Source organism: Leucobacter chromiisoli (genome assembly GCF_016522505.1).
GTDB classification, from domain to species: Bacteria; Actinomycetota; Actinomycetes; order Actinomycetales; family Microbacteriaceae; genus Leucobacter; species Leucobacter chromiisoli.
Window position 1 is genome coordinate 118,347 of record NZ_JAEHOH010000014.1, and the last position, 17,733, is coordinate 136,079.

Consider the following 17,733-nt stretch of genomic DNA (forward strand, 5'->3'; position numbering starts at 1 on the left):
CTCGGCGGGTATCCTGCGGCGATCACGCCCCCGGCGGGGACGGACGGTCGTCCCCTTCGGCGGCCGTGCGGACCTCGGCGAGCGTGCGCGGGTGCGCCAGGATGCGGAAGTGACCGCCCGTGTCGACTCGCACGTTCCTCGCGCCCACCAGTTCGCTCCCCTCGGGAATGTGCGGGTCGAAGCGCGGGAAGACCGAGACGATCCGGGCGTTGGCCTCGGGCAGACCCGCGAGTCGCAGCACCGTCTCGTCTCGCGGGGAGAACGAGCGCAGCGTCGGGTTGAGCAGGAACCGGGCGTAGCGCGACCCGCCGAAGGGCGCGGCGACGGCGACCATCGCTCGGATCCGCCGGGCGCCGGAGCCGAACGCCATGACGTGCTTCCCGATCAGGCCGCCCTTGCTGTGGGCGACGATGACGACGCCCTGCAGGCCCCGAGCGCAGAGGTACTCGTCGACGAGCCGGGCGCCCTCGGAGACCGGGATGCGGTTGTCGCGCAGGGGATCCACGACGTGCACCGGGTGTCCCCGCCCGTGCAGGTCGACGATGAGCGGCAGCAGGAAGCGCCACGACTCGTAGACCCCGGGAACGACGAGGATCGGAGCGCCGTCGCCGTCGCCGAAGCCCCCCGGATCGGTGCGGTCGACGAGGGCGCGCAGCTGCCACCAGCCGGCGTAGGCGTAATCCGCGACCCACCAGGCCGCCTTCCGGATCAGGCCCATGCTCGGTCCTCCGCTTCCGTCGTCCCCGTTGCAGCCTAGTCGCGACGGCTCCGCACGCACTCGCGCTGCGCCGATCTCCCCGGTGCCGGGGCTATGCCACGCGGTGCTCGTGCACCCCCGAGCTCAGCGCCGTGCCGTTGAGCTCGAAGTAGAGCTGCCCCTCGGTCACCGACAGCGAGAGCTCGTTGCGCCGCTCGAGCGCGGCGGCCGCCGCGTCGACGAACCCGGCGTCGAAACTGCGCAGCACCAGGGCGTCGGCGCGGTGGATCGGCTTGCCCGCCCACGCGGCGAGGATCTTCGCGGGGTCGCGGTGCGTGTAGACGGCGACGCGCCCCGCCGCCTTGCTTCCGGCGTGCACCCGGGCCGCGTCGGGGGCGCCCACCTCGATCCACGCGGTGACTGCGCCGGTGAGATCCCTCACGAGCACCGCGGGCTCGTCCGCGGTCGACACGCTGCCGCCGAACTCGATGCCCTCCTCGTACTCCAGGCAGTACGCGAGAAGGCGCGTCACCATGAACGCGTCGGTCTCCGAGGGATGGCGCGCCACCCTGATCGCGAAATCCTCGTAGACGCCGCGATCCACGTCCGCCAGCTGCACCGTGAACACGTGGATCGTCGAGCCGATGGCCATGGTCACGATCCTAGCGGGCGGGACCGGAGCGACGTCCGGGCGCGGCGGGTCCCCCGGGCCCGGAGGGGCCGGAGGGCGCGCTCCCGCTCCTCTCGACGAGCACTCTTTCCCCACGGTTGGTCTGGTCAACCTGACCAGACCGTGGAACAATGGGGTGATGACGGTGATCGTGAACGTCCAGGAGGCCAAGACCCGGTTGTCCGAGCTGCTGCGGCAGGTCGAGCGCGGCGAGAGCGTCGCCATCGCTCGCGCGGGAACGGTGGTCGCCCGCCTGCAGGCGGTCGAGCCGGTGCGCCGGTCGTTCGACCGTCCGCTGCTCCCGGGCATCCCCCCCGCTCCCGCCGATGAGCTGCTGACCCCGATGAGCGAGAACGAACTCGAGGCTTGGGAATGCGGTCACGCGGGAGACCCGCTGCTCGAGGGCGGAGCATGAGCAGCGTCCTGCTCGACACGCATGTGGTGTTGTGGCTGGCGACGAGCCCGGAGCGTGTTCCCCCGAACCTCACCGCCTCTCTGACGAAGGCCGAGCACCTGTTCGTGTCGCCCGTGAGCGCGTTCGAACTCGCGCAGAAGGCCCGTTTCGGAAGGCTTCCTCAGGCGGAGGCGGTGCTCGCGAGGTGGGGCGAGCTGCTGGAGCGGATGATCGCGACGGAGCTCCCCCTGACGGGCTCCGAGATGCTGCATGCCGGTTCGCTGCGGTGGGAGCACCGCGACCCATTCGACCGCCTCATCGTGGCCCAGGCGCAGCTCTTCGGGCTCACCGTAGCGACGAAGGACGAAGCCATTCGCGGTTTCGGCGCCGTGAGCTGCGAGGCCTGGGAGTAGCGACGCTCGTCGACTCGGGCCGGCGCCTCGATCATGCGCCCGGCACCGAGCGGGCCGTTCCGGAGTGACACGCGCCCGCTCGTATACTGAGGCGATGACCTCACAGCCCCTGCGCGTGCGCCTGCTCAACGACTACGAGATCGTGGTGGAGGGGCTCCGCTCGATGCTGGCGCCCTACGCCGAGCGCGTGAGGGTCGTCGCCCTCGACATCCAGCAGCCCTCCGAGCGGCAGGCCGACGTCACCCTGTACGACACGTTCGGCCAGGTGCAGGCCGACCAGCGCAAGATCGACGAGATCATCGCCGACCCCGCGGCCGGCGCCGTCGTCGTCTACAGCTGGAACACCCAGGAGGAGCTCGTCGGCAAGGCGCTCGACAAGGGCTGCCGCGGCTACCTCGAGAAGTCGCTGAGCGCGGCCGAGCTCGTGGACCGCCTCGAGCGGATCGCGGCCGGGCAGGTCATCGCCCCCGAGGTGCGGGATCGCGGGGTCGAGGAGCCGGCGGGCGGCGCCTGGCCCGGGCAGCACCACGGCCTGACGGCGCGCGAGTCGGAGGTGATCGCGCTCATCACCCAGGGGCTGACGAACCCGGAGATCGCGGCCCGCAGCTACATCACGGGCAACTCGCTCAAGTCGTACATCCGCTCGGCGTACCGCAAGATGGGCGTGGAGCGACGCTCCCAGGCCGTGCGCTGGGGCATCGAGAATGGGATGCTCCCGCCCCAGGAGGTCTGAGCGGGCCCCTCGCGCGCCCGCTCGCGAACCGCTTCCCGACCCCCGCCCGAGCGCCTGGCCGACCGCTCCCGAGCGCCTCGGCGACCCGCTCGCGATCACCGCGAACCCAGGCGGAATCGCCCGCGTTTCCGGGGCATTCTAGGGAAGTCCTGCTCATGAAAAACCACCCCTCTGGGTGGCCGCCCTCGTCGTTACAGTCGGAGCCGACAGGCTTTTCCTGTCGCTTTACTTGGTGCCCCAAGTAACGGCTGCGAAGCGGTGACGCGCCTCTTCCAGTCGTACCGACCACGACCCGAAGGCTCCGATTGGGAACGCTCATCTACGGCAGGTCACTGAAGTTCGAGTTCGATGACCGGACTCTCGAGCACGTCAAGGTCGTGGTGCTCGCCAGGTTCCGCAAGCGGGAGTCGTTCCTGCTCAGTTGGACGCAGCGGGATGCGAGGGGGAAGGGATCGATGTCGGTCTGGATCTCGCCCGACATCCCGCTCGGCTTCCAGTTCGAGGGAGACGCGCGCGGCCCCCTGTCCCGCGAGTGGATCGAGGCGCTCACGAAACTGTCCTACACGAATCAGGGGCTCGTGATCGTGCCCGAGCGGGCGATCGGATCCGACCACTCGCACTCCTGATCCGCGCGACCTCGCGGTCGCGGATCGCAGCGAACATAGGCGGCGACGCGGGGCGGGTCAAGCCCCTGAGCGCGCACCCGATCCGGGCATAGCGTGGAGTCGTCAGGATCAGAGCACGGCTGCGGGAAGCCGTCCGAGCCAGGAGGTGAGCGGCATGGCACGTCACGACGTCACGACGCGGTCCAAGAACGGCCAGTGGGTGAACGAGATCGAGGACGCCCCCGAGCTCTCGATGAGCTTCAGGAGCCGGGAGGAAGCCGAGCAGGCCGGTCGAGAGTTCGCCGCCGCGAACGGCACCCGCCACGTCGTCGAGGACAGCGAGCCGACCGGCGCCATCACGGACGGCGGCGACCCCGACGATCCGACTCCGACCGCGGAGGCCGGAGGCGCGCCGCGGAACCAGTCCGGTCCGGGCGACTGACCGCCGCCGCGACAGGAGCGGACGATGCGGTTCGACACCTGGGAGGAACTCGGTGCTGGCGACGGCGTTCGCCGCCTCTCGCACGCCCATAGCTTCCGTCGGAGCGCCCGTCAACCCAATCGAGGAGGGCACGGGAACGACCTAGTGTCGGGAGGACAACTCGATCGCAGAGGGAGGACGTCATGAACGCAGAACGTGGCAACACGAAGCACGGACCGGAACTCGACGAGCAGATGGAGCAGGAGTCGCGGGGAATGGTGCAGGGCCACGGCAGGCCGCACGCCGAGCCGTTCCGCGAGACCGAGCCGCTGCCCGACGACACTGACGCCGAGGACGTGGTGGAGGCGTTCGAGACCGCTCCCCTGGAGCAGGCGCAGGATCGGGAGGACGACGATGCTTGATCAGCACGCGCTCACCGATCTCCTCTCGGCCGGCGAGCCCTCGACGGTGGCCTACATCGATGGTCCAGGCGCACGCCCCCAGGTGGAGGAGGAGGCCGTCGAGGACACGGTGGTCGCGCGCCTCGAGGAGTGCGGGGCCCCCGAGGCCGACGTCGACGCGATCAAGCGCGCACTCCCCGCGCGCGACGGCACGCCGAGCCCTTCGGCGCGCTATCTGCTCGCGCGGGGCGGGCGCCTCGAGCTCGACGAGACCTTCCCGGGCGCCCGCTTCGGCCCGGAACGGATCTCCTTCGGGCGGGTTCCCGAGATCGTGCCGCTCCTGCGGCAGGCCACGAGAAGCGTGCGCTACCTCGTCGTCGAGACGGGCCGGGAGGGCGCAGAAGTGCGTCTGGAGCGCATGGACCGGCACGAGCCGGAACGGGTAGAGGACGTTGAGGGACGCCCCGACAGCCTCACGAAGGTGCAGGCCGGGGGCTGGTCGCATGCCAGATACCAGCGCGCGGCCGAGGAGGTGTGGAAGCACAACCAGTCGGAGGTGGCGGAGGTCGTCGATCGACTGGTCGAGCAGCAGCGCCCCGACTTCATCATGATCGCCGGCGACGTGCGCGCCCGTCAGATGCTGAAGGACGGCCTGGGCGAGGCCGCCTCGAAGCTCGTCATCGAGCACGAGACGCACACTCGGGCCGACGGAGCCGACGACGAGGGCCTCGAGCGGGCACTCGCGGACGCGGCCGAGCAGCGCCTCCGGAGCGAGATCGACGACACCGTCGACCGGGCGCGCGCCGACGGCGGCAGCGCGGGTGCGCAGGGTGTGCCCGCTATCGTCGAAGCGCTGCAGCAGGCCAGGGTCGACACCCTGGTGCTGGACGCCCGGTTCCTGGATGACGATCGGACGCTGCGGGCGCTCGACGCCGAGCCGTGGGTCGCGGAGGAGGAGCCCGAGGGGCTCGAGGCCGAGACGCTGGAGGAGGTCCGGGCCTCCGAGGCGCTGGCACGCGCCGCGCTGCTCACGGGCGCCCGGGTGCTCGTTCGCGAGGAGGATTTCGACGCGCCCGACGAGCCGCGCGAGGAGGTTGGCGCTCAGGAGCCGATCGCCTCGCTCCGCTGGGCGAACGACGCGGGGTAGCCCACCGGCGAATCGGACGAGCGAAGGGTTTCCGCGGCTTCCGCGGAAACCCTTCGCTCGTTCGCGCGGCTCGCGCTGCACGGCCGCGAGACGCGCGGGAGTCGTGTCCCGAGCGCGGGGGCGCGGCGATGACGAGCAGGGCGCCCCGGGCTGACATGGCACCCACCTTAGGGGAGAGCCCCGGTCTCGGGGGCGACGCGGCTCACGGCCGCGAGTCCGGCAGATCCCGATCGTCACCCTCGGAGCGGATGCGGCGCCCCTCGGCCAGCAGCTCCTCCTCCTTCTTCTCCCGCTTCTCGCTCTGGCGCGTGTCGCGCGGGGGAAGCTGGATGTCCTCTTCGGCGGCGATCCCTCCCTGCAGCTGACGACCCCGCTCGAGCTCGGCATCGAACTCGGCGCCGAAGAGGAGCGCGAGATTCGCGATCCACACCCAGAGCAGGAAGACGATCACGCCCGCCAGGGAGCCGTAGGTGCGATCGTAGTTGGAGAAGTTGGCGACGTAGATACCGAACCCGGCGCTCGCGATCGCGAGGACGACGATGGCGAGCAGCGCTCCCGGGCTGATCCAGCGGAACTTCGGCTGCTTCGCGTTGGGCGTCGCGTAGTAGAGCACCGCCACGAGGAACACGATCACGAAGACGAGAAGCGGCCACTTCAGGATGCTCCAGGCGGTCTGCACGCCGGCGCTCGCTCCGATGGCATCCCCGACCGCCTCGACCACCCCGCCCGAGAGGACGAGGGCCAGTGCGGCGATCGCGAGGGTCACGACCGCGATGAGGGTCACGACGAGCTGCATGGGGCGCAGCTTCCAGAACGGCCGCCCCTCCTCGATCTCGTAGATCCGGTTCATGACGCGGCTGAACGCGCCGACGTAGCCGGAGGCCGACCAGAGGGCGACGAGGATGCCCATGACCAGCGCGAGACCGGCCCCGGGTGCCTGTGCGAGCTGCTCGATCGGCCCGCGCAGCGTCTCCGCCGTGTCGCCCGGCGCGACCTCTTCGACGATGCCGAGCACCGCCTCGGCGGCTTCGTCCTCCTGCCCCACGACGCCGAGCAGCGAGAAGATCGCCACCAGCGCGGGGAACATGGCCAGGATGGCGTAGTACGTCAGGGTGGCGGCCGCGTCCATGCACTGGTCGGCCGAGAACTCCCGGACCGTCCGGGTGAGGATGTACTTCCAGGATCGCTTCTCGAGCTTCGTGGGAGCGTCCGGCTTCGCCTCGTGCTCCGGATGCACCCCGTTCTCCCGCGACCCGGCTCCGTGCTCTCGCTGCTTCATGATCCTCCTCCGGACGAGGAAGGGACGGGGCGCGAGCCCCGTCCCATCCGTCTCAGCTGTCGGCGACGTTCTGCCGCGCCTCCTGGGCGCGATCCTTCACGCCTTCCGCGGCGCCGGACGCCTCCTCCTTGACGTGGTCGACCGCCTCCGTCGCGCGATCCTTCACCGCGGCGACGGCCTCCTGGGCGGGCTCCTGCAGGTGCGAGGCGACGTCCTTCGCGACGCCGGTGACCTCGTCGACGAGCGGCTGCGCTCCCTCCTTGGCCTCGGCGGCGAGATCCTTCTCCTTCTCGGAGGCGGGGATCAGGGAGGCGGTGAGGAGCCCCACGCCGAAGGCGATGAGGCCGACGGCGAGAGGGTTCCCCTCGGCCTTGGCCTTGGCCTCGTGCGCCATGTCCTTCGCCTGATCGGCGACGTCGGAGGCGGCGGACTGCGCATCCTCGGCCGTTCCCATCACGCGCTCGCTCACCGACCCGAACGCGCGCCGCATCCTGCTGGTCTGACGGTGCACGATCTTGGACGGAGTCACCTTGTCGGCGAGCGCATCCACGTCGGAGCCGAGACCGCGGCGCGTGCGCTCGATATCGGCACGAATCTGATCCGGTGAATCACTCATTTGTTCTCCTCATTTCTCTTGAACGTCGGCAGGAACTCCTGCAGCGTCTCCACCGTCTGCGGAGCGCCCTTGACCTTCTTCAGATGCGAACGCCCCACCAGGAACAGGACCAGGGCGATGACGGCCCAGAGGACCGCGACCACCACTCCGGCCCAGCCGCCGCCCATGAGCGGGGTGAGGGCCGCCCAGAGAGCCAGCGACAGGAAGAACACGGCCATGCCCGCGCCGTATCCCGCCCCGCCGAGCATCCCGGCGCCCTTCGCGGTGTTCGTGGCGGATTCGCGCAGCTCCGCCTTGGCGAGCGCCAGTTCCTGGCGCATGAGTGTCGAGAGATCCTCGGTGACCTCGCTGATGAGATCGCCGAGGGACTCGGACGCGGCGCGCTGCTCAGAGGGTGTGGGGTCGGTCATCTGAGGCCTCCTCCCCCGTGTCGGTCGCGGACAGCCCCGGACGAGGGTTCTCGCCGGGGTCGGTCAGGGGCGAGCCCGGCGTTCCGGGCAGACGGTCCGAGGCCGCGTGGGCGCCCGAGGTCTGTCCGTCCCAGGTTCCGGTCGCTCCGGCGCCGGCTGCCCCGGTGGTGCCGGGCGCTCCCGGGTCACCGGGAACGGCGGTCGTGCCCGGGGTTCCGAGCGTGCCCGGGGTTCCGAGTGTTCCGGGGGCTCCGGTCGTGCCCGGGGCGCCAGTCGTACCCGGAGCGGCGGCCGGCGGCGCCGGCGGTGCCGGCGGCGCGGAGACCGGGACGGTGCGTCCCTGCCCGCTCGACGAGCCGGGGCTCTGCTGCTGATCCTGGGCGTTCGCGGCGAGTGCCCGCGTGAGGCGCCCGGCCACCACACCCGCGATCGCGGCGACCCCGATGAAGACTCCCGGCTGGCGCCGTGCGAAGGTCTTCACCTCGTCGAGCACCTCTCCGGGCTCCCGCTCGGCGAACCAGGTGGCGACCCTGCTCACGCGCTGCGAGGTCTCCCGCACCAGGTCGCGCGCGATCCCTCCGTCCTCGGAGCTGCGAGCCATGGAGTCGAGGTCGTCGCCGACCGTCCGCAGCCCGCTGGCGATCCGGTCCTGCTGCTTGGTCGCCTCGTGGGTGAGCTCCGACCGGGTCTGGTCGTAGAGGCCCTGAAGCTGATCCTTGGCCTCCCCCACGACCGATTCGGCCTCGTCCTTCGCGGAGTGGCCGACGTTCTTCGCGGCGTCCGTCGCCGAGTGCGCGACCTCAGCGGCCTCGCCCTTCGCCGCTTCGACGCCCGATGCTTCGCCTCCCGAGGTCATTCCTGGTCCTCGCGATACGACGGGCTGATTGCCATCCGACATGCTCTCTCCCTTCATCGGCCGGCGAATACCGGCGTGTAATCGTCTGTTGTAGTCGCCGGACGGAAGGACGGGCCAGGGGTTGCATCCGGAGAAGCGTTGTGCAATCCGCGGGAGACGCGTACGCGCGTCTACGCTGGCCGGTCGAGGTGGTCGGGCAGCGCCGAGGCGGCGCCCACGATGACGTCCTGGATCTTCCAGTCGAGCTCGTGGAGGCCCTCGACGATGGCGTCGGCCTGCTCCACGGTCAGCACACCGTCCCGCGGTGTGACGAAGACCTCGACGTGGAAGACCTGCCCCTGATCCCGCATGCGGATGCCGGACTCCTCGACCCAATCGAGGCCCGCGAGGTATTCGTGGATGCCGTCGGCGAGGGGGTGCCGCTTCTTGTCGTCGAAGGTGCGGGCGCGCTGGTCCATCTGATCCGACACCGCCGCCTTGGTGTTGCGGATGCCGTCCCAGATGATGCCGAGCGAGATGAACACCGCCGCCGCTCCGTCCAGCCACCACCAGCCGAGCCCCACGCCCAGAACGCCGACGATGGACGCGGCGTTCGTCTGCCAGTCGGCCTTCGCCATATCGGCATCCGCGTACAGCAGCTTGTTGTGCAGGATCGGGGCGAGCTTCGCCTTCGCGGGGCCGTACATGAAGACGGGCCCGACGACGATGACGGCCATCACCGCGATCATGAGCCACCCGAGCCAGATGGTGTGGCCGAAGAGGTTCACCGTGCCGATGGAGGGGTGCTCGGCGCGGATCAGCCCGACCACCGACTCGGCCGCGAGGGTGGTGCCCACCGCGAGCAGCGCCACGCCGCCCACGAGGTGCCCCACGCTCATCGCCCGGTGCTGACCGTAGGGGTGTTTGGGCGTCGGCTTCCGGTGGATGAAGATCAGGGCGACGAGGAACGCGATCTGCGGGAGCAGGGACAGCATGTCCTCGACCCAGGCGGTCTTCATGGCCTGGGAGTTGCCCAGCACGAACGCCACGACCGTGATGGTCACGGCCGTGTAGCAGATCGTGAAGATCTGCCAGCGCGTGGCCTTCTTCAGCGCGAGGGCCTGCTTCTCCGGGAGCGCGTCGTGGACCTCGATTCCGTCGGTGATGCTCATACCGCTCTCCTGGTCGCGTCGATGTAGCCCTCGAACTCGGAGAGCAGCGCGTTCTCCCCGGCGGGCAGCAGCGCCACGAGCTCCGCATCGACTCCCTCCGCGGCGAACGGTCTCGACACCGCGGAGCGGTCCGACCAGGGCGTCTCCGGGGAGAAGTCCCCGAGCGCCAGGTCGATCTCGTCCTCCTCCAGCATCCGGACGAGGGACTCCTCGCTCCCCATCTCCCATACGACCCGCGCATGGAGCTCCTCCGCGAAGCCCCTCGCCAGATCCGGAAGCGGCCCCCGCGGAGGATCCTCCGCCGTGCTCAGGCGGGGTTCGACCGCGATCCCGACCCTCAGCTCGTCCCCCCGCGCGTGCTCGAGGGAGCGGTCGGGATCGGCCGGGATCGAGAGCCCGCACCCCGCCAGGGCGGCGGCGAGCGCCACCGCCGCCCCCGCACGCAGCCCCCGCAGGAGCCGCGGGCTCCGAATCCTCCGCCGTCGCACCGACGACACACTCCGAACATCGCACCGCATGCAATGATCATGGCACCGGCCGCCACGCCGGTTCAGACCGTTGCCCCGCGCCGAGGTTTCCTGCTAGCGGCGCGACGACCGCCGCGCCGCGGATCAGTGGAACGGGCAGCGGGATCCCTCGGCTGCGGCCCGCACGCGGCCCCCGGAGGACGGCTTGGTGGGGAGACGCCGGCGGTTCACCTCGAGGCCGCTGCCGAGGATCGTGACCCGGTCGTCGCTCAGCGCCGCGGTGGCGGCTGCGAGCCCCGCGATCGCGAGCTTCTCCCCGGGGCAGCGATGCCCGCCCGCCACGGTGGCGCCGCCCTGCGGAACGAAAGCATCCAGGGCCTCGTAGTCCTCCACGCCGAGGAACCGCTCGGGTGCGAAGTCGCCGGGGCGCTCCCAGGAGCGCTCATCGGTGTTGGTGCCGAGGATGTCGAGCACCAGGCGGCCCCCGGCGGCCAGCCGTTCGCCGTCGAGCTCGACGTCCTCGAGCGCCCACGCGGGCAGCATCGGCACGAACGGGGCGGTGCGCCGGATCTCCTGGGCGAACGCCGTCGCGAGCGGTCCGCCCACGAGCGCGCCGCGCTCCGACGCCTCTGCGGCGATGCGGGCGCGCCACTCCGGCCGGTCGTGCAGCTCCTTGGCGGCGAACGCCGCGAGGCGGGCGACGGCGATCATCGGGCGCATGCTGTTCTGGAGCTCGATTCCCGCCACCTGCGACGGCAGCAGTTCGTCGTTCTCGTCGCGGTGCCACGCCCAGGCGTGCAGGGCGGTGCCCTCGGCCGGCGTCAGACGTCCGGAGCGCGCCGCCTCGACGAGTCGCCGCGCGTGCCGGTCGGACCACCAGCGGTTCAGCGTCGCGAGCAGGAAGCTCGGGGAGTACGGTGCCCCGAAGCCGTCGACGATCTGGGCGAGTCGCGCAGCCCACCGCGTCTGCGCCGCCGGAGTTCCGGGCACGCCCGCCCAGCGCATGATCGCCCGGCCCAGCGCGCCGACCGCGGCGTCGTAGGCGGAGCGCTCTCCCCCGGCCGCCCAGTCGTCGACCTCGGACTGCCACTCGCGCTCGAGCAGCGGTGTCAGGCGCTCGACCTCGGCATCCTCGTAGGCGATCTCGACGAACGTCGCCTTGCGATGACGGTGCTCCGCCCCGTCGAGGCTGTGGACCGAGCCGTGCCCGAACAGGGTCTCCTGGACGAAGGCCGGCATGGCGCCGTGACGCGCGATGCGCCGCCCGTCGTAGAAGAGCGCGACGCCCTCGGCGCCGCGCACGAAGAGCGCGTCCTTGCCGAGCAGCCTCATGGGCGCCGCACGGCCGCCCGCGCCGACGCGGCGCCAGATCCGCTCCCCGAAGCCGTAGCCGCGCGTGAGCAGCGAGAGCGAGTCGTCCCGCATTCGGGATCGGCCTCCGCCGGACTCGGCGGCGGGCTCGTACTCGTCGGCGGGCTCGTACTCGTCGGTGAGCTCGTGTGCGTGGGGATCCATAGCGCCTCCCGGGATCTCGGCGGATCTTCTCGTAGTCTCGGCTTCATCGTGGCCCACGAGGCGCGCGACCGGGAGCCCCTCGACCGTCGGATGGCCGAGATCTAGGATGTGGCAGGATGAATCCATGCCTGAGATGCCGGAGGTTCAGGGGCTCGTGGAGTTCCTCGACGAGCGCGCCGTGGGCAGCACGATCACGCGCGCGAACGTCACCTCCATCTCGGCGCTGAAGACCTACGACCCGCCCTTCGCCGATCTGGTGGGCACCTCCGTCTCCGGCGTCGCGCGGCACGGCAAGTTCGTGGACATCGGGTGCGGCGCCGAGCTCCACCTGGTCTTCCACCTGGCCAAGGCCGGCTGGCTGCGCTGGTACGAGCGGCTCCCGGAGACGCCGATCAAGCTCGGCCGCTCGCCGATCGCCCTGCGCGTCGGCCTCGACGACGGCAGCGGTTTCGATCTGACCGAGGCGGGGACGAAGAAGTCGCTCGCCGTGTACGTCGTGCGCGATCCGCAGGAGATCGAGGGGATCGCGCGCCTCGGGCCCGATCCGCTCGACGCCGGGTTCTCACGCGACGCCCTGGCCGCACTGCTCGCCGGCCGCCGCACCCAGATCAAGGGCCTGCTGCGCGACCAGTCGGTGATCGCCGGCATCGGCAACGCCTACTCGGACGAGATCCTGCACGCCGCGCGGCTGTCGCCCTATGCGCTGGCCGCGTCGCTCGACGAGGGCGAGATCGATCGGCTCTCCGAGGCGATGCGGGAGACGCTGCGGGAGGCCGTGGCCGCAGCGTCCGGCAAGCCGCCCGCCGACCTCAAGGACGCCAAGCGTCGGGGGATGCGGGTGCACGCCCGTGCGGGCGAGGCGTGCCCGGTCTGCGGCGACACGGTGCGCAGCGTGTTCTTCGCGGATCGCTCGCTCGAGTACTGCCCCGCCTGCCAGACCGGCGGCAGGATCCTCGCCGACCGGAGGCTGTCCCGACTGCTGAAGTGACGCGATGGGACGGCGGCCCGGGGCACGGGGCTGCGCAGCCGACGCTCAGAGGAGCCCGGCGACCTTCTCGGCCGTCTCCTTCGCCGATCCGGGGTTCTGCCCCGTGACGAGGTTCCCGTCGACCACGGCGTAGGAGACGAACGGCAGCTTCGCCTTCTCGTAGAGGGCGCCGCGCTTCTTCATCTCCTCCTCCGCGTTGTAGGGCACCAGCTTGTCCACCCGTGCCAGCACCTCCTCCTGCCAGGCGAACCCGGTGACGCGGCGACCGGTGACGAGATAAGTGCCGTCGGAGAGCGTCGTGTTCAGCAGTCCGCAGTAGCCGTGGCACACCGAGGAGACGACGCCGCCGCGCTCGAAGATCTCGCGGGTGATCCGCTGCAGACCCTCGTTGTCGGGGAAGTCGTACATCACCGCGTGCCCGCCGGTGAAGTAGATGGCGTCGAAGTCGGCCGAGTCGATCTCGTCGGGGCGGGCGGTGCGCTCCAGCAGGGCCATCCGCTCGGGATCGGCCCGCCACGCCTTCGCGGTCCGGTCGTAGTTGGGGAACTTCAGCGACCGCGGCTCCAGCGGGGATTCGCCGCCCCGGGGGCTGACGATGGTCTGCTCGAAGCCCCGCTGCGCGAACACCTCCCACGCGTGGGTGAGCTCCGAGAGCCACAGGCCGGTCGGATGGGAGGGGTCGTCGTAGCAGGCGACGTTGGTGACGACGTTGAGGATGCGCGTGGCCATGGGGGCCTCCTGTCGAAGACGAAGGGGTGTCTCGAAGCGTACCGCGCGCGGGCCGGGGTCTCGAGGGTCGCGTCCACCGGCTACCGGGACTCGGCGGCGAGCTGCCGACCGAAGTTCGTGAGCGCCTCGTCCCAGCCGTCGTAGACGAAACCGTCGCCGGGCCTGCCGTCGTATCCGCGCAGATCGAACACCAGCTCGGTGCGCCCCTCCCCCTGCTCGGCGAGCGTGAGGGTGATCACCGGCGTCCCCTCGACGGGCGCATCGGGCTCGCCCCAGGTGAAGACGAGGCGGTCGATCGGCTCGATCTCGAGGAAGACCCCGCCCGTGGGGAACCTCTCGCCGGTATCGTCGTTGGTCATCGTGTAGGCGTAGCGGCCGCCGACCCGCACGTCGAACGACACGGAGTCCGTGCTGACGCCGAAGGGGTGCAGCCACTGGGCGAGTTCGGCCTCGTCGGTCCATGCGCGCCAGACCAGCTCGCGCGGCGCGGCGAAGGTGCGGGTGATCGTGAACCCGGGGGTCTCGGCTGTCGTGCTCATCGTTCCGTCTCCTCTTCTTCGGGGTGGCCCCGACCGGAGTTCCCGGTCGAGTTCTGGGAGTTCTGAGGGTTCCTCGGCTTCTGCGGCTTCCGCAGGTGCTGCGGGTGCTGCCGGTGCTGCCGATCCTTCCGGCCCTGCCGGGGATCCCGCTGCTGCATGCGCTCGAGGTGCTCCGCGAGCGAGTCGAGGCGGAGGTTCCACTCGCGGCGCTGCTGCTCCACCCAGGCCGCGGCCTCGTCGAGGGGCTCGGGCCGGAGCGAGAGCGTTCTCCACTGCGCCTGCACGGTGCGGGTGACGAGGCCCGCGCGCTCGAGCACCTTGAGGTGCTGGGAGATCGCGGGAGCGCTCACCTCGAAGGGGGCCGCGACCTCGCCGACGCTGGCCGGCCCCCGCGAGAGCCGCACGAGGATCTCCCGGCGGATCGGATCCGCCAGCGCCGCGAATATCGAGCTCAGCTGATCCTCGGGTTTCATTTCAATGACTCCTTAATTAAGAATTACACTAAATATAGATCGTTGCCGCGAGAAGTCAAGACCTCGCCAGAGCGCTGCTGGCGCGACCGACGACGCGGCCAGCGCCAGCGCCAGTCCGGCGGCGACGGGCGGGTAGCCAGGTTTCGCCGCCGGTGTCAAGGGCGGGCGCGGGCGGCAGCCGCGCTCCTACGATGACTGCATGAGCACCGACAGCGAGGCCGGCACCGGCGCAGAAACGTCCACCGGCGCCGACGGGAACGCCGGCTCATCGGCGCAGCCCACCCGCCTGCGGCGGGCCGTCACCGGGCCGCTGCTCTTCGCCTTCATCCTCGGAGACGTGCTCGGAGCGGGGGTGTACGCCCTCATGGGCGTGCTCGCCGATCGCGTGGGCGGGATGCTCTGGGCACCGCTGCTGCTCGCCCTCGTGCTCGCGCTGCTCACGGCCGGATCCTACGCGGAGCTCGTCACCAAATACCCTCGAGCGGGCGGATCGGCCGTGTTCGCCGAGCGGGCGTTCAAGAGCCCGCTCATCTCGTTCCTCGTCGGCTACAGCATGCTCGCCGCCGGCGTGACGAGCGCGGCGGGCCTCGCGATCGCGTTCGCCGGCGACTACCTGCGCACCTTCGTCGACCTGCCGACGGTGCCGGTGGCCATCGGCTTCCTCGTGCTCGTGGCACTGCTGAACGCGCGCGGGATCCGCGAGTCCATGGCGGCGAACGTGGTGATGACGGTGATCGAGGTGAGCGGGCTCGTCGTCGTGATCGCGGTCGTCGGGCTGTTCGTGAGCCGCGGCGGGGGCGACCTCTCGCGCTTGACCGAGCCGCCCCAGGATGTGAGCGTGGCGGGGGCGGTGCTGGCCGGCGCCGTCGTCGCGTTCTACTCGTTCGTGGGCTTCGAGACCTCGGCGAACGTGATCGAAGAGGTGAAGCGCCCCAGCAGCACCTACCCCCGCGCGTTGTTCGCGGCGCTCATCACCGCCGGGGGCGTCTACGCCCTCATCGGCGTCGCGAGCTCGGTCGCGCTCCCGGCCTCCGAGCTGCGGGAGTCGAGCGGCCCGCTCCTCGCGGTGATCGGGGCGACGGGCATCACGGTGCCGGCATGGCTCTTCAGCCTGATCGCACTCATCGCGGTCGCGAACGGCGCCCTGCTCACGATGATCATGGCGAGCCGGATGGCGTACGGCATGGCGGAACAGGAGCTCCTCCCCCGACCCCTCACCCGACTGCTGCCTCGGCGCCGCACGCCGTGGGTGGCGATCGCGGTGACGACGCTCGCCGCGGCGCTGCTCACCCTGCTCGGCGATCTCGCGACCCTCGCGGAGACGGTGGTGATCCTGCTGCTCCTCGTGTTCATGAGCACGAACGTCGCGGTTCTCGTGCTGCGGCGCGACCGGGTCTCGCACGAGCACTTCCGGGTGTGGACCTTCGTGCCCGTGCTCGGAGTGGCCTCCTGCGTACTGCTCTTCACCCAGCAGCGCCCCATCGTGTGGCTGTTCGGCGCCGGCCTGCTCGCCATCGGAGCGGTGCTGTACCTGATCTCCCGGTGGAGCCTCAGGCGCGGGAGCACCCGGAATGCGGGGCCGGGGCGGGATCCCGATCAGGTGTGAGGCCCGCCGAGGGCGGGTAAGGGAGCAATGAGCGCAGCGGGGCTGCGAGAAAGGACGGTGCACCGTGTCGATCGAGACGAGCAGGTTCGACGATGAGATCGTCATCACCGACCCGAGCGACGGCTCGGAGGTGGGGCGCGTCCCGGTCTCGGACGAGAACGACATCCGGGAGGCCGTCGCCGCCGCGAGGGCGGCCTTCGACGAGTGGCGCGCAACCCCCGCGGGCGAGCGCGGGGTGGCGCTGCGGAACGCGGCCCTCGCGCTCGGCGACCGGGTGGACGAGTTCGCCGAGCTCCACCATCGCGAGACGGGGCGGGATCGCGACGAGGCGGCCGGGGGTGTGCGGGCGGCCGTCGACACGCTGCTGCAGTACGCGGAACTCGCGCCGCTGCATCGCGGACGCAGCCTGCTCGGCGCACCCGAGGCGCTCGATCTCATGCGTGCGGAGCCGCGCGGGGTCGCCGCCGTCGTGACCCCGTGGAACGACCCCGTCGCGGTGAGCGCGGGGCTCATCGGCGCCGCCCTCGGCACCGGCAACGCGGTGGTGCACAAGCCGAGCGAGCGCTGTCCCCACCTGGGAAGACTGCTCGGCGAGGTGCTCGCGGAGCACTTCCCGCCCGGCGTCTTCGCGACCGTCACCGGCGGGGCGCGGGAGGGCGAGATCCTGGTCGGGTCCTCCGGCGTGGATCTCGTCGCCCACGTCGGCTCGACCTTCGCGGGCGAGCGCATCGCCCGGATCGTCGCCCTCACCGGAGCGCACCTGATCCGCGAGAACGGCGGCAACGACGCCCTGATCGTGGATGCCGGCCTGGATCCGGAGTGGGCGGCCGCGCAAGCGGCGATCGGCGCGTTCACCAACAGCGGTCAGATCTGCACCTCGGTCGAACGCGTCTTCGTGCACCGCGAGATCGCCGACGAGTTCGTGGAGGAGCTCGTGCGGGAGGCGGAGCGGCGCAACGAGGGCGGCCTCGTCGCCCCGCTCGTCGACGAGCGGATGCGCGACTCGGTGCACGAGCAGGTGGCCGAGGCGGTGTCGGCGGGAGCGCGGTTGCTGACGGGCGGGGCGATCCCCGAGGGCGCGGGCGCCCGGTACCCGGCGACCGTGCTCACCGACTGCACCGCCGACATGCGACTGCTCACCGAGGAGACCTTCGGCCCCGTGGCCCCGGTCATGGTGGTCGAGGACTTCGAGGAGGCCCTCGAGCGCGCGGTGCACGACGAGTACGGGCTCGCGGCGACGGTGCTCACAGGCGACCTCGAGCACGCCCACGCCGCGATCGATCGGCTGCCGGTCGGGACGGTGAAGGTGAACAACGTCTTCGGCGGTGCGCCGGGCGGATCGGCGCAGCCGAGGGGCCGCAGCGGCTCCGGCTTCGGCTACGGGCCGGAGCTCCTCGACGAGATGACCACCGTGAAGGTCGTGCACATGCAGGCGGCGCGGACGCGCTGAGCTCTCGCGAGCCCCGCGCATCCGCGCCGCGCGCGCAGCGGCTAGCTGTACCGGGTCAGGGCGTTGGTCGCAGTCGGCTGATCGGGGGCTTTCCTCCGAGGGCTGAGTGGTGTCGTCCAGTGTTGTAGTGCTCGAGCCAGGGGTCAAGGGCTGCGGTGCGCTCGTCGTTTGAG

23 protein-coding genes are annotated in these 17,733 nt (G+C 71.1%); 10 read left to right on the forward strand and 13 right to left on the reverse strand.

The annotated features are described in order from the left end of the window. Positions 1–22 precede the first annotated feature (22 nt). Entirely contained in the window at positions 23–718 is a 696-nt protein-coding gene (locus tag JD276_RS11370; protein WP_200115769.1) for an esterase/lipase family protein, read from the reverse strand. A 91-nt stretch (positions 719–809) separates the two neighbouring features. Continuing rightward, on the reverse strand, positions 810–1,349 hold the full coding sequence (locus JD276_RS11375; RefSeq protein WP_200115770.1) for a YaeQ family protein: 540 nt from the start codon (positions 1,347–1,349) through the stop codon (positions 810–812). A gap of 157 nt (positions 1,350–1,506) precedes the next feature. Here JD276_RS11375 and JD276_RS11380 point away from each other — a divergent pair, with 157 nt between their 5' ends. The 7 genes from JD276_RS11380 to JD276_RS11410 all read left to right on the forward strand — a co-directional run bounded on the left by JD276_RS11380 (position 1,507) and on the right by JD276_RS11410 (position 5,481). Further along, a complete protein-coding gene (locus tag JD276_RS11380; RefSeq protein WP_200115771.1) occupies positions 1,507–1,782 on the forward strand; it encodes a type II toxin-antitoxin system Phd/YefM family antitoxin in 276 nt (91 codons plus the stop codon). Continuing rightward, a complete protein-coding gene (locus JD276_RS11385; protein WP_200115772.1) occupies positions 1,779–2,174 on the forward strand; it encodes a type II toxin-antitoxin system VapC family toxin in 396 nt (131 codons plus the stop codon). Before JD276_RS11380 ends, JD276_RS11385 begins: the two co-directional genes overlap by 4 nt. 94 nt (positions 2,175–2,268) lie before the next feature. Beyond that, positions 2,269–2,907 (forward strand): helix-turn-helix transcriptional regulator, encoded by a 639-nt coding sequence (locus tag JD276_RS11390; RefSeq protein ID WP_200115773.1) that lies wholly within the window; start codon positions 2,269–2,271, stop codon positions 2,905–2,907. A 305-nt stretch (positions 2,908–3,212) separates the two neighbouring features. Beyond that, positions 3,213–3,533, forward strand: a complete 321-nt coding sequence (locus JD276_RS11395) for a DUF7882 family protein (RefSeq protein WP_200115774.1) — start codon at positions 3,213–3,215, stop codon at positions 3,531–3,533. 154 nt (positions 3,534–3,687) lie between these two features. Further along, positions 3,688–3,954 carry a DUF2188 domain-containing protein gene (locus tag JD276_RS11400; RefSeq protein ID WP_200115775.1) on the forward strand — a complete coding sequence of 89 codons (267 nt, stop codon included), beginning with the start codon at positions 3,688–3,690 and terminating at the stop codon, positions 3,952–3,954. A 182-nt stretch (positions 3,955–4,136) separates the two neighbouring features. Beyond that, positions 4,137–4,355: a hypothetical protein gene (locus tag JD276_RS11405; RefSeq protein ID WP_200115776.1), complete on the forward strand. Its 219-nt coding sequence runs from the start codon at positions 4,137–4,139 to the stop codon at positions 4,353–4,355. After that, positions 4,348–5,481: a baeRF2 domain-containing protein gene (locus JD276_RS11410; RefSeq protein WP_200115777.1), complete on the forward strand. Its 1,134-nt coding sequence runs from the start codon at positions 4,348–4,350 to the stop codon at positions 5,479–5,481. The genes JD276_RS11405 and JD276_RS11410 overlap by 8 nt, the downstream gene beginning before the upstream one ends. 202 nt (positions 5,482–5,683) lie before the next feature. Here JD276_RS11410 and JD276_RS11415 read toward each other — a convergent pair whose 3' ends face one another. From JD276_RS11415 to JD276_RS11445, 7 genes are all read right to left on the reverse strand, one after another. Next, positions 5,684–6,760, reverse strand: coding sequence for a YihY/virulence factor BrkB family protein (locus JD276_RS11415; protein ID WP_200115778.1), 1,077 nt, complete (start codon positions 6,758–6,760; stop codon positions 5,684–5,686). Between the two features lie 52 nt (positions 6,761–6,812). After that, entirely contained in the window at positions 6,813–7,376 is a 564-nt protein-coding gene (locus JD276_RS11420) for a DUF3618 domain-containing protein (RefSeq protein WP_200115779.1), read from the reverse strand. Further along, complete coding sequence (locus JD276_RS11425) at positions 7,373–7,786, reverse strand: phage holin family protein (RefSeq protein ID WP_200115780.1); 414 nt, start codon at positions 7,784–7,786, stop codon at positions 7,373–7,375. The genes JD276_RS11420 and JD276_RS11425 overlap by 4 nt, the downstream gene beginning before the upstream one ends. Then, a complete protein-coding gene (locus tag JD276_RS11430) occupies positions 7,764–8,642 on the reverse strand; it encodes a hypothetical protein (RefSeq protein ID WP_200115781.1) in 879 nt (292 codons plus the stop codon). The genes JD276_RS11425 and JD276_RS11430 overlap by 23 nt, the downstream gene beginning before the upstream one ends. Before the next feature lie 170 nt (positions 8,643–8,812). After that, complete coding sequence (locus tag JD276_RS11435; RefSeq protein ID WP_200115782.1) at positions 8,813–9,793, reverse strand: cation diffusion facilitator family transporter; 981 nt, start codon at positions 9,791–9,793, stop codon at positions 8,813–8,815. Further along, positions 9,790–10,221, reverse strand: coding sequence for a type 2 periplasmic-binding domain-containing protein (locus JD276_RS11440; RefSeq protein WP_200115783.1), 432 nt, complete (start codon positions 10,219–10,221; stop codon positions 9,790–9,792). Before JD276_RS11440 ends, JD276_RS11435 begins: the two co-directional genes overlap by 4 nt. 183 nt (positions 10,222–10,404) lie before the next feature. Further along, the gene (locus tag JD276_RS11445; protein ID WP_233615642.1) at positions 10,405–11,685 is read right to left on the reverse strand and encodes a cytochrome P450; all 1,281 of its coding nucleotides are present in this window, start codon (positions 11,683–11,685) and stop codon (positions 10,405–10,407) included. Positions 11,686–11,899: 214 nt separating this feature from the next. On the opposite strand from JD276_RS11445, the gene JD276_RS11450 reads away from it, so the two are divergent. After that, on the forward strand, positions 11,900–12,763 hold the full coding sequence (locus tag JD276_RS11450; RefSeq protein ID WP_200115785.1) for an Fpg/Nei family DNA glycosylase: 864 nt from the start codon (positions 11,900–11,902) through the stop codon (positions 12,761–12,763). Positions 12,764–12,808: 45 nt separating this feature from the next. Here the strand turns inward: JD276_RS11450 and JD276_RS11455 are convergent, their stop codons facing one another. From JD276_RS11455 to JD276_RS11465, 3 genes are all read right to left on the reverse strand, one after another. Continuing rightward, the gene (locus tag JD276_RS11455; RefSeq protein WP_200115786.1) at positions 12,809–13,492 is read right to left on the reverse strand and encodes a type 1 glutamine amidotransferase domain-containing protein; all 684 of its coding nucleotides are present in this window, start codon (positions 13,490–13,492) and stop codon (positions 12,809–12,811) included. Between the two features lie 80 nt (positions 13,493–13,572). Then, on the reverse strand, positions 13,573–14,031 hold the full coding sequence (locus JD276_RS11460) for an SRPBCC family protein (protein ID WP_200115787.1): 459 nt from the start codon (positions 14,029–14,031) through the stop codon (positions 13,573–13,575). Beyond that, the gene (locus tag JD276_RS11465; RefSeq protein ID WP_200115788.1) at positions 14,028–14,504 is read right to left on the reverse strand and encodes an ArsR/SmtB family transcription factor; all 477 of its coding nucleotides are present in this window, start codon (positions 14,502–14,504) and stop codon (positions 14,028–14,030) included. Before JD276_RS11465 ends, JD276_RS11460 begins: the two co-directional genes overlap by 4 nt. A gap of 199 nt (positions 14,505–14,703) precedes the next feature. On the opposite strand from JD276_RS11465, the gene JD276_RS11470 reads away from it, so the two are divergent. Then, on the forward strand, positions 14,704–16,110 hold the full coding sequence (locus tag JD276_RS11470) for an APC family permease (RefSeq protein ID WP_200115789.1): 1,407 nt from the start codon (positions 14,704–14,706) through the stop codon (positions 16,108–16,110). Positions 16,111–16,174: 64 nt separating this feature from the next. Next, positions 16,175–17,560: an aldehyde dehydrogenase family protein gene (locus tag JD276_RS11475; RefSeq protein WP_200115790.1), complete on the forward strand. Its 1,386-nt coding sequence runs from the start codon at positions 16,175–16,177 to the stop codon at positions 17,558–17,560. A gap of 55 nt (positions 17,561–17,615) precedes the next feature. On the opposite strand, the gene JD276_RS11480 is transcribed toward JD276_RS11475, so the two are convergent. Beyond that, on the reverse strand, positions 17,616–17,733 hold a 118-nt coding region (locus JD276_RS11480), incomplete at its 5' end, for an integrase core domain-containing protein (protein ID WP_200114248.1).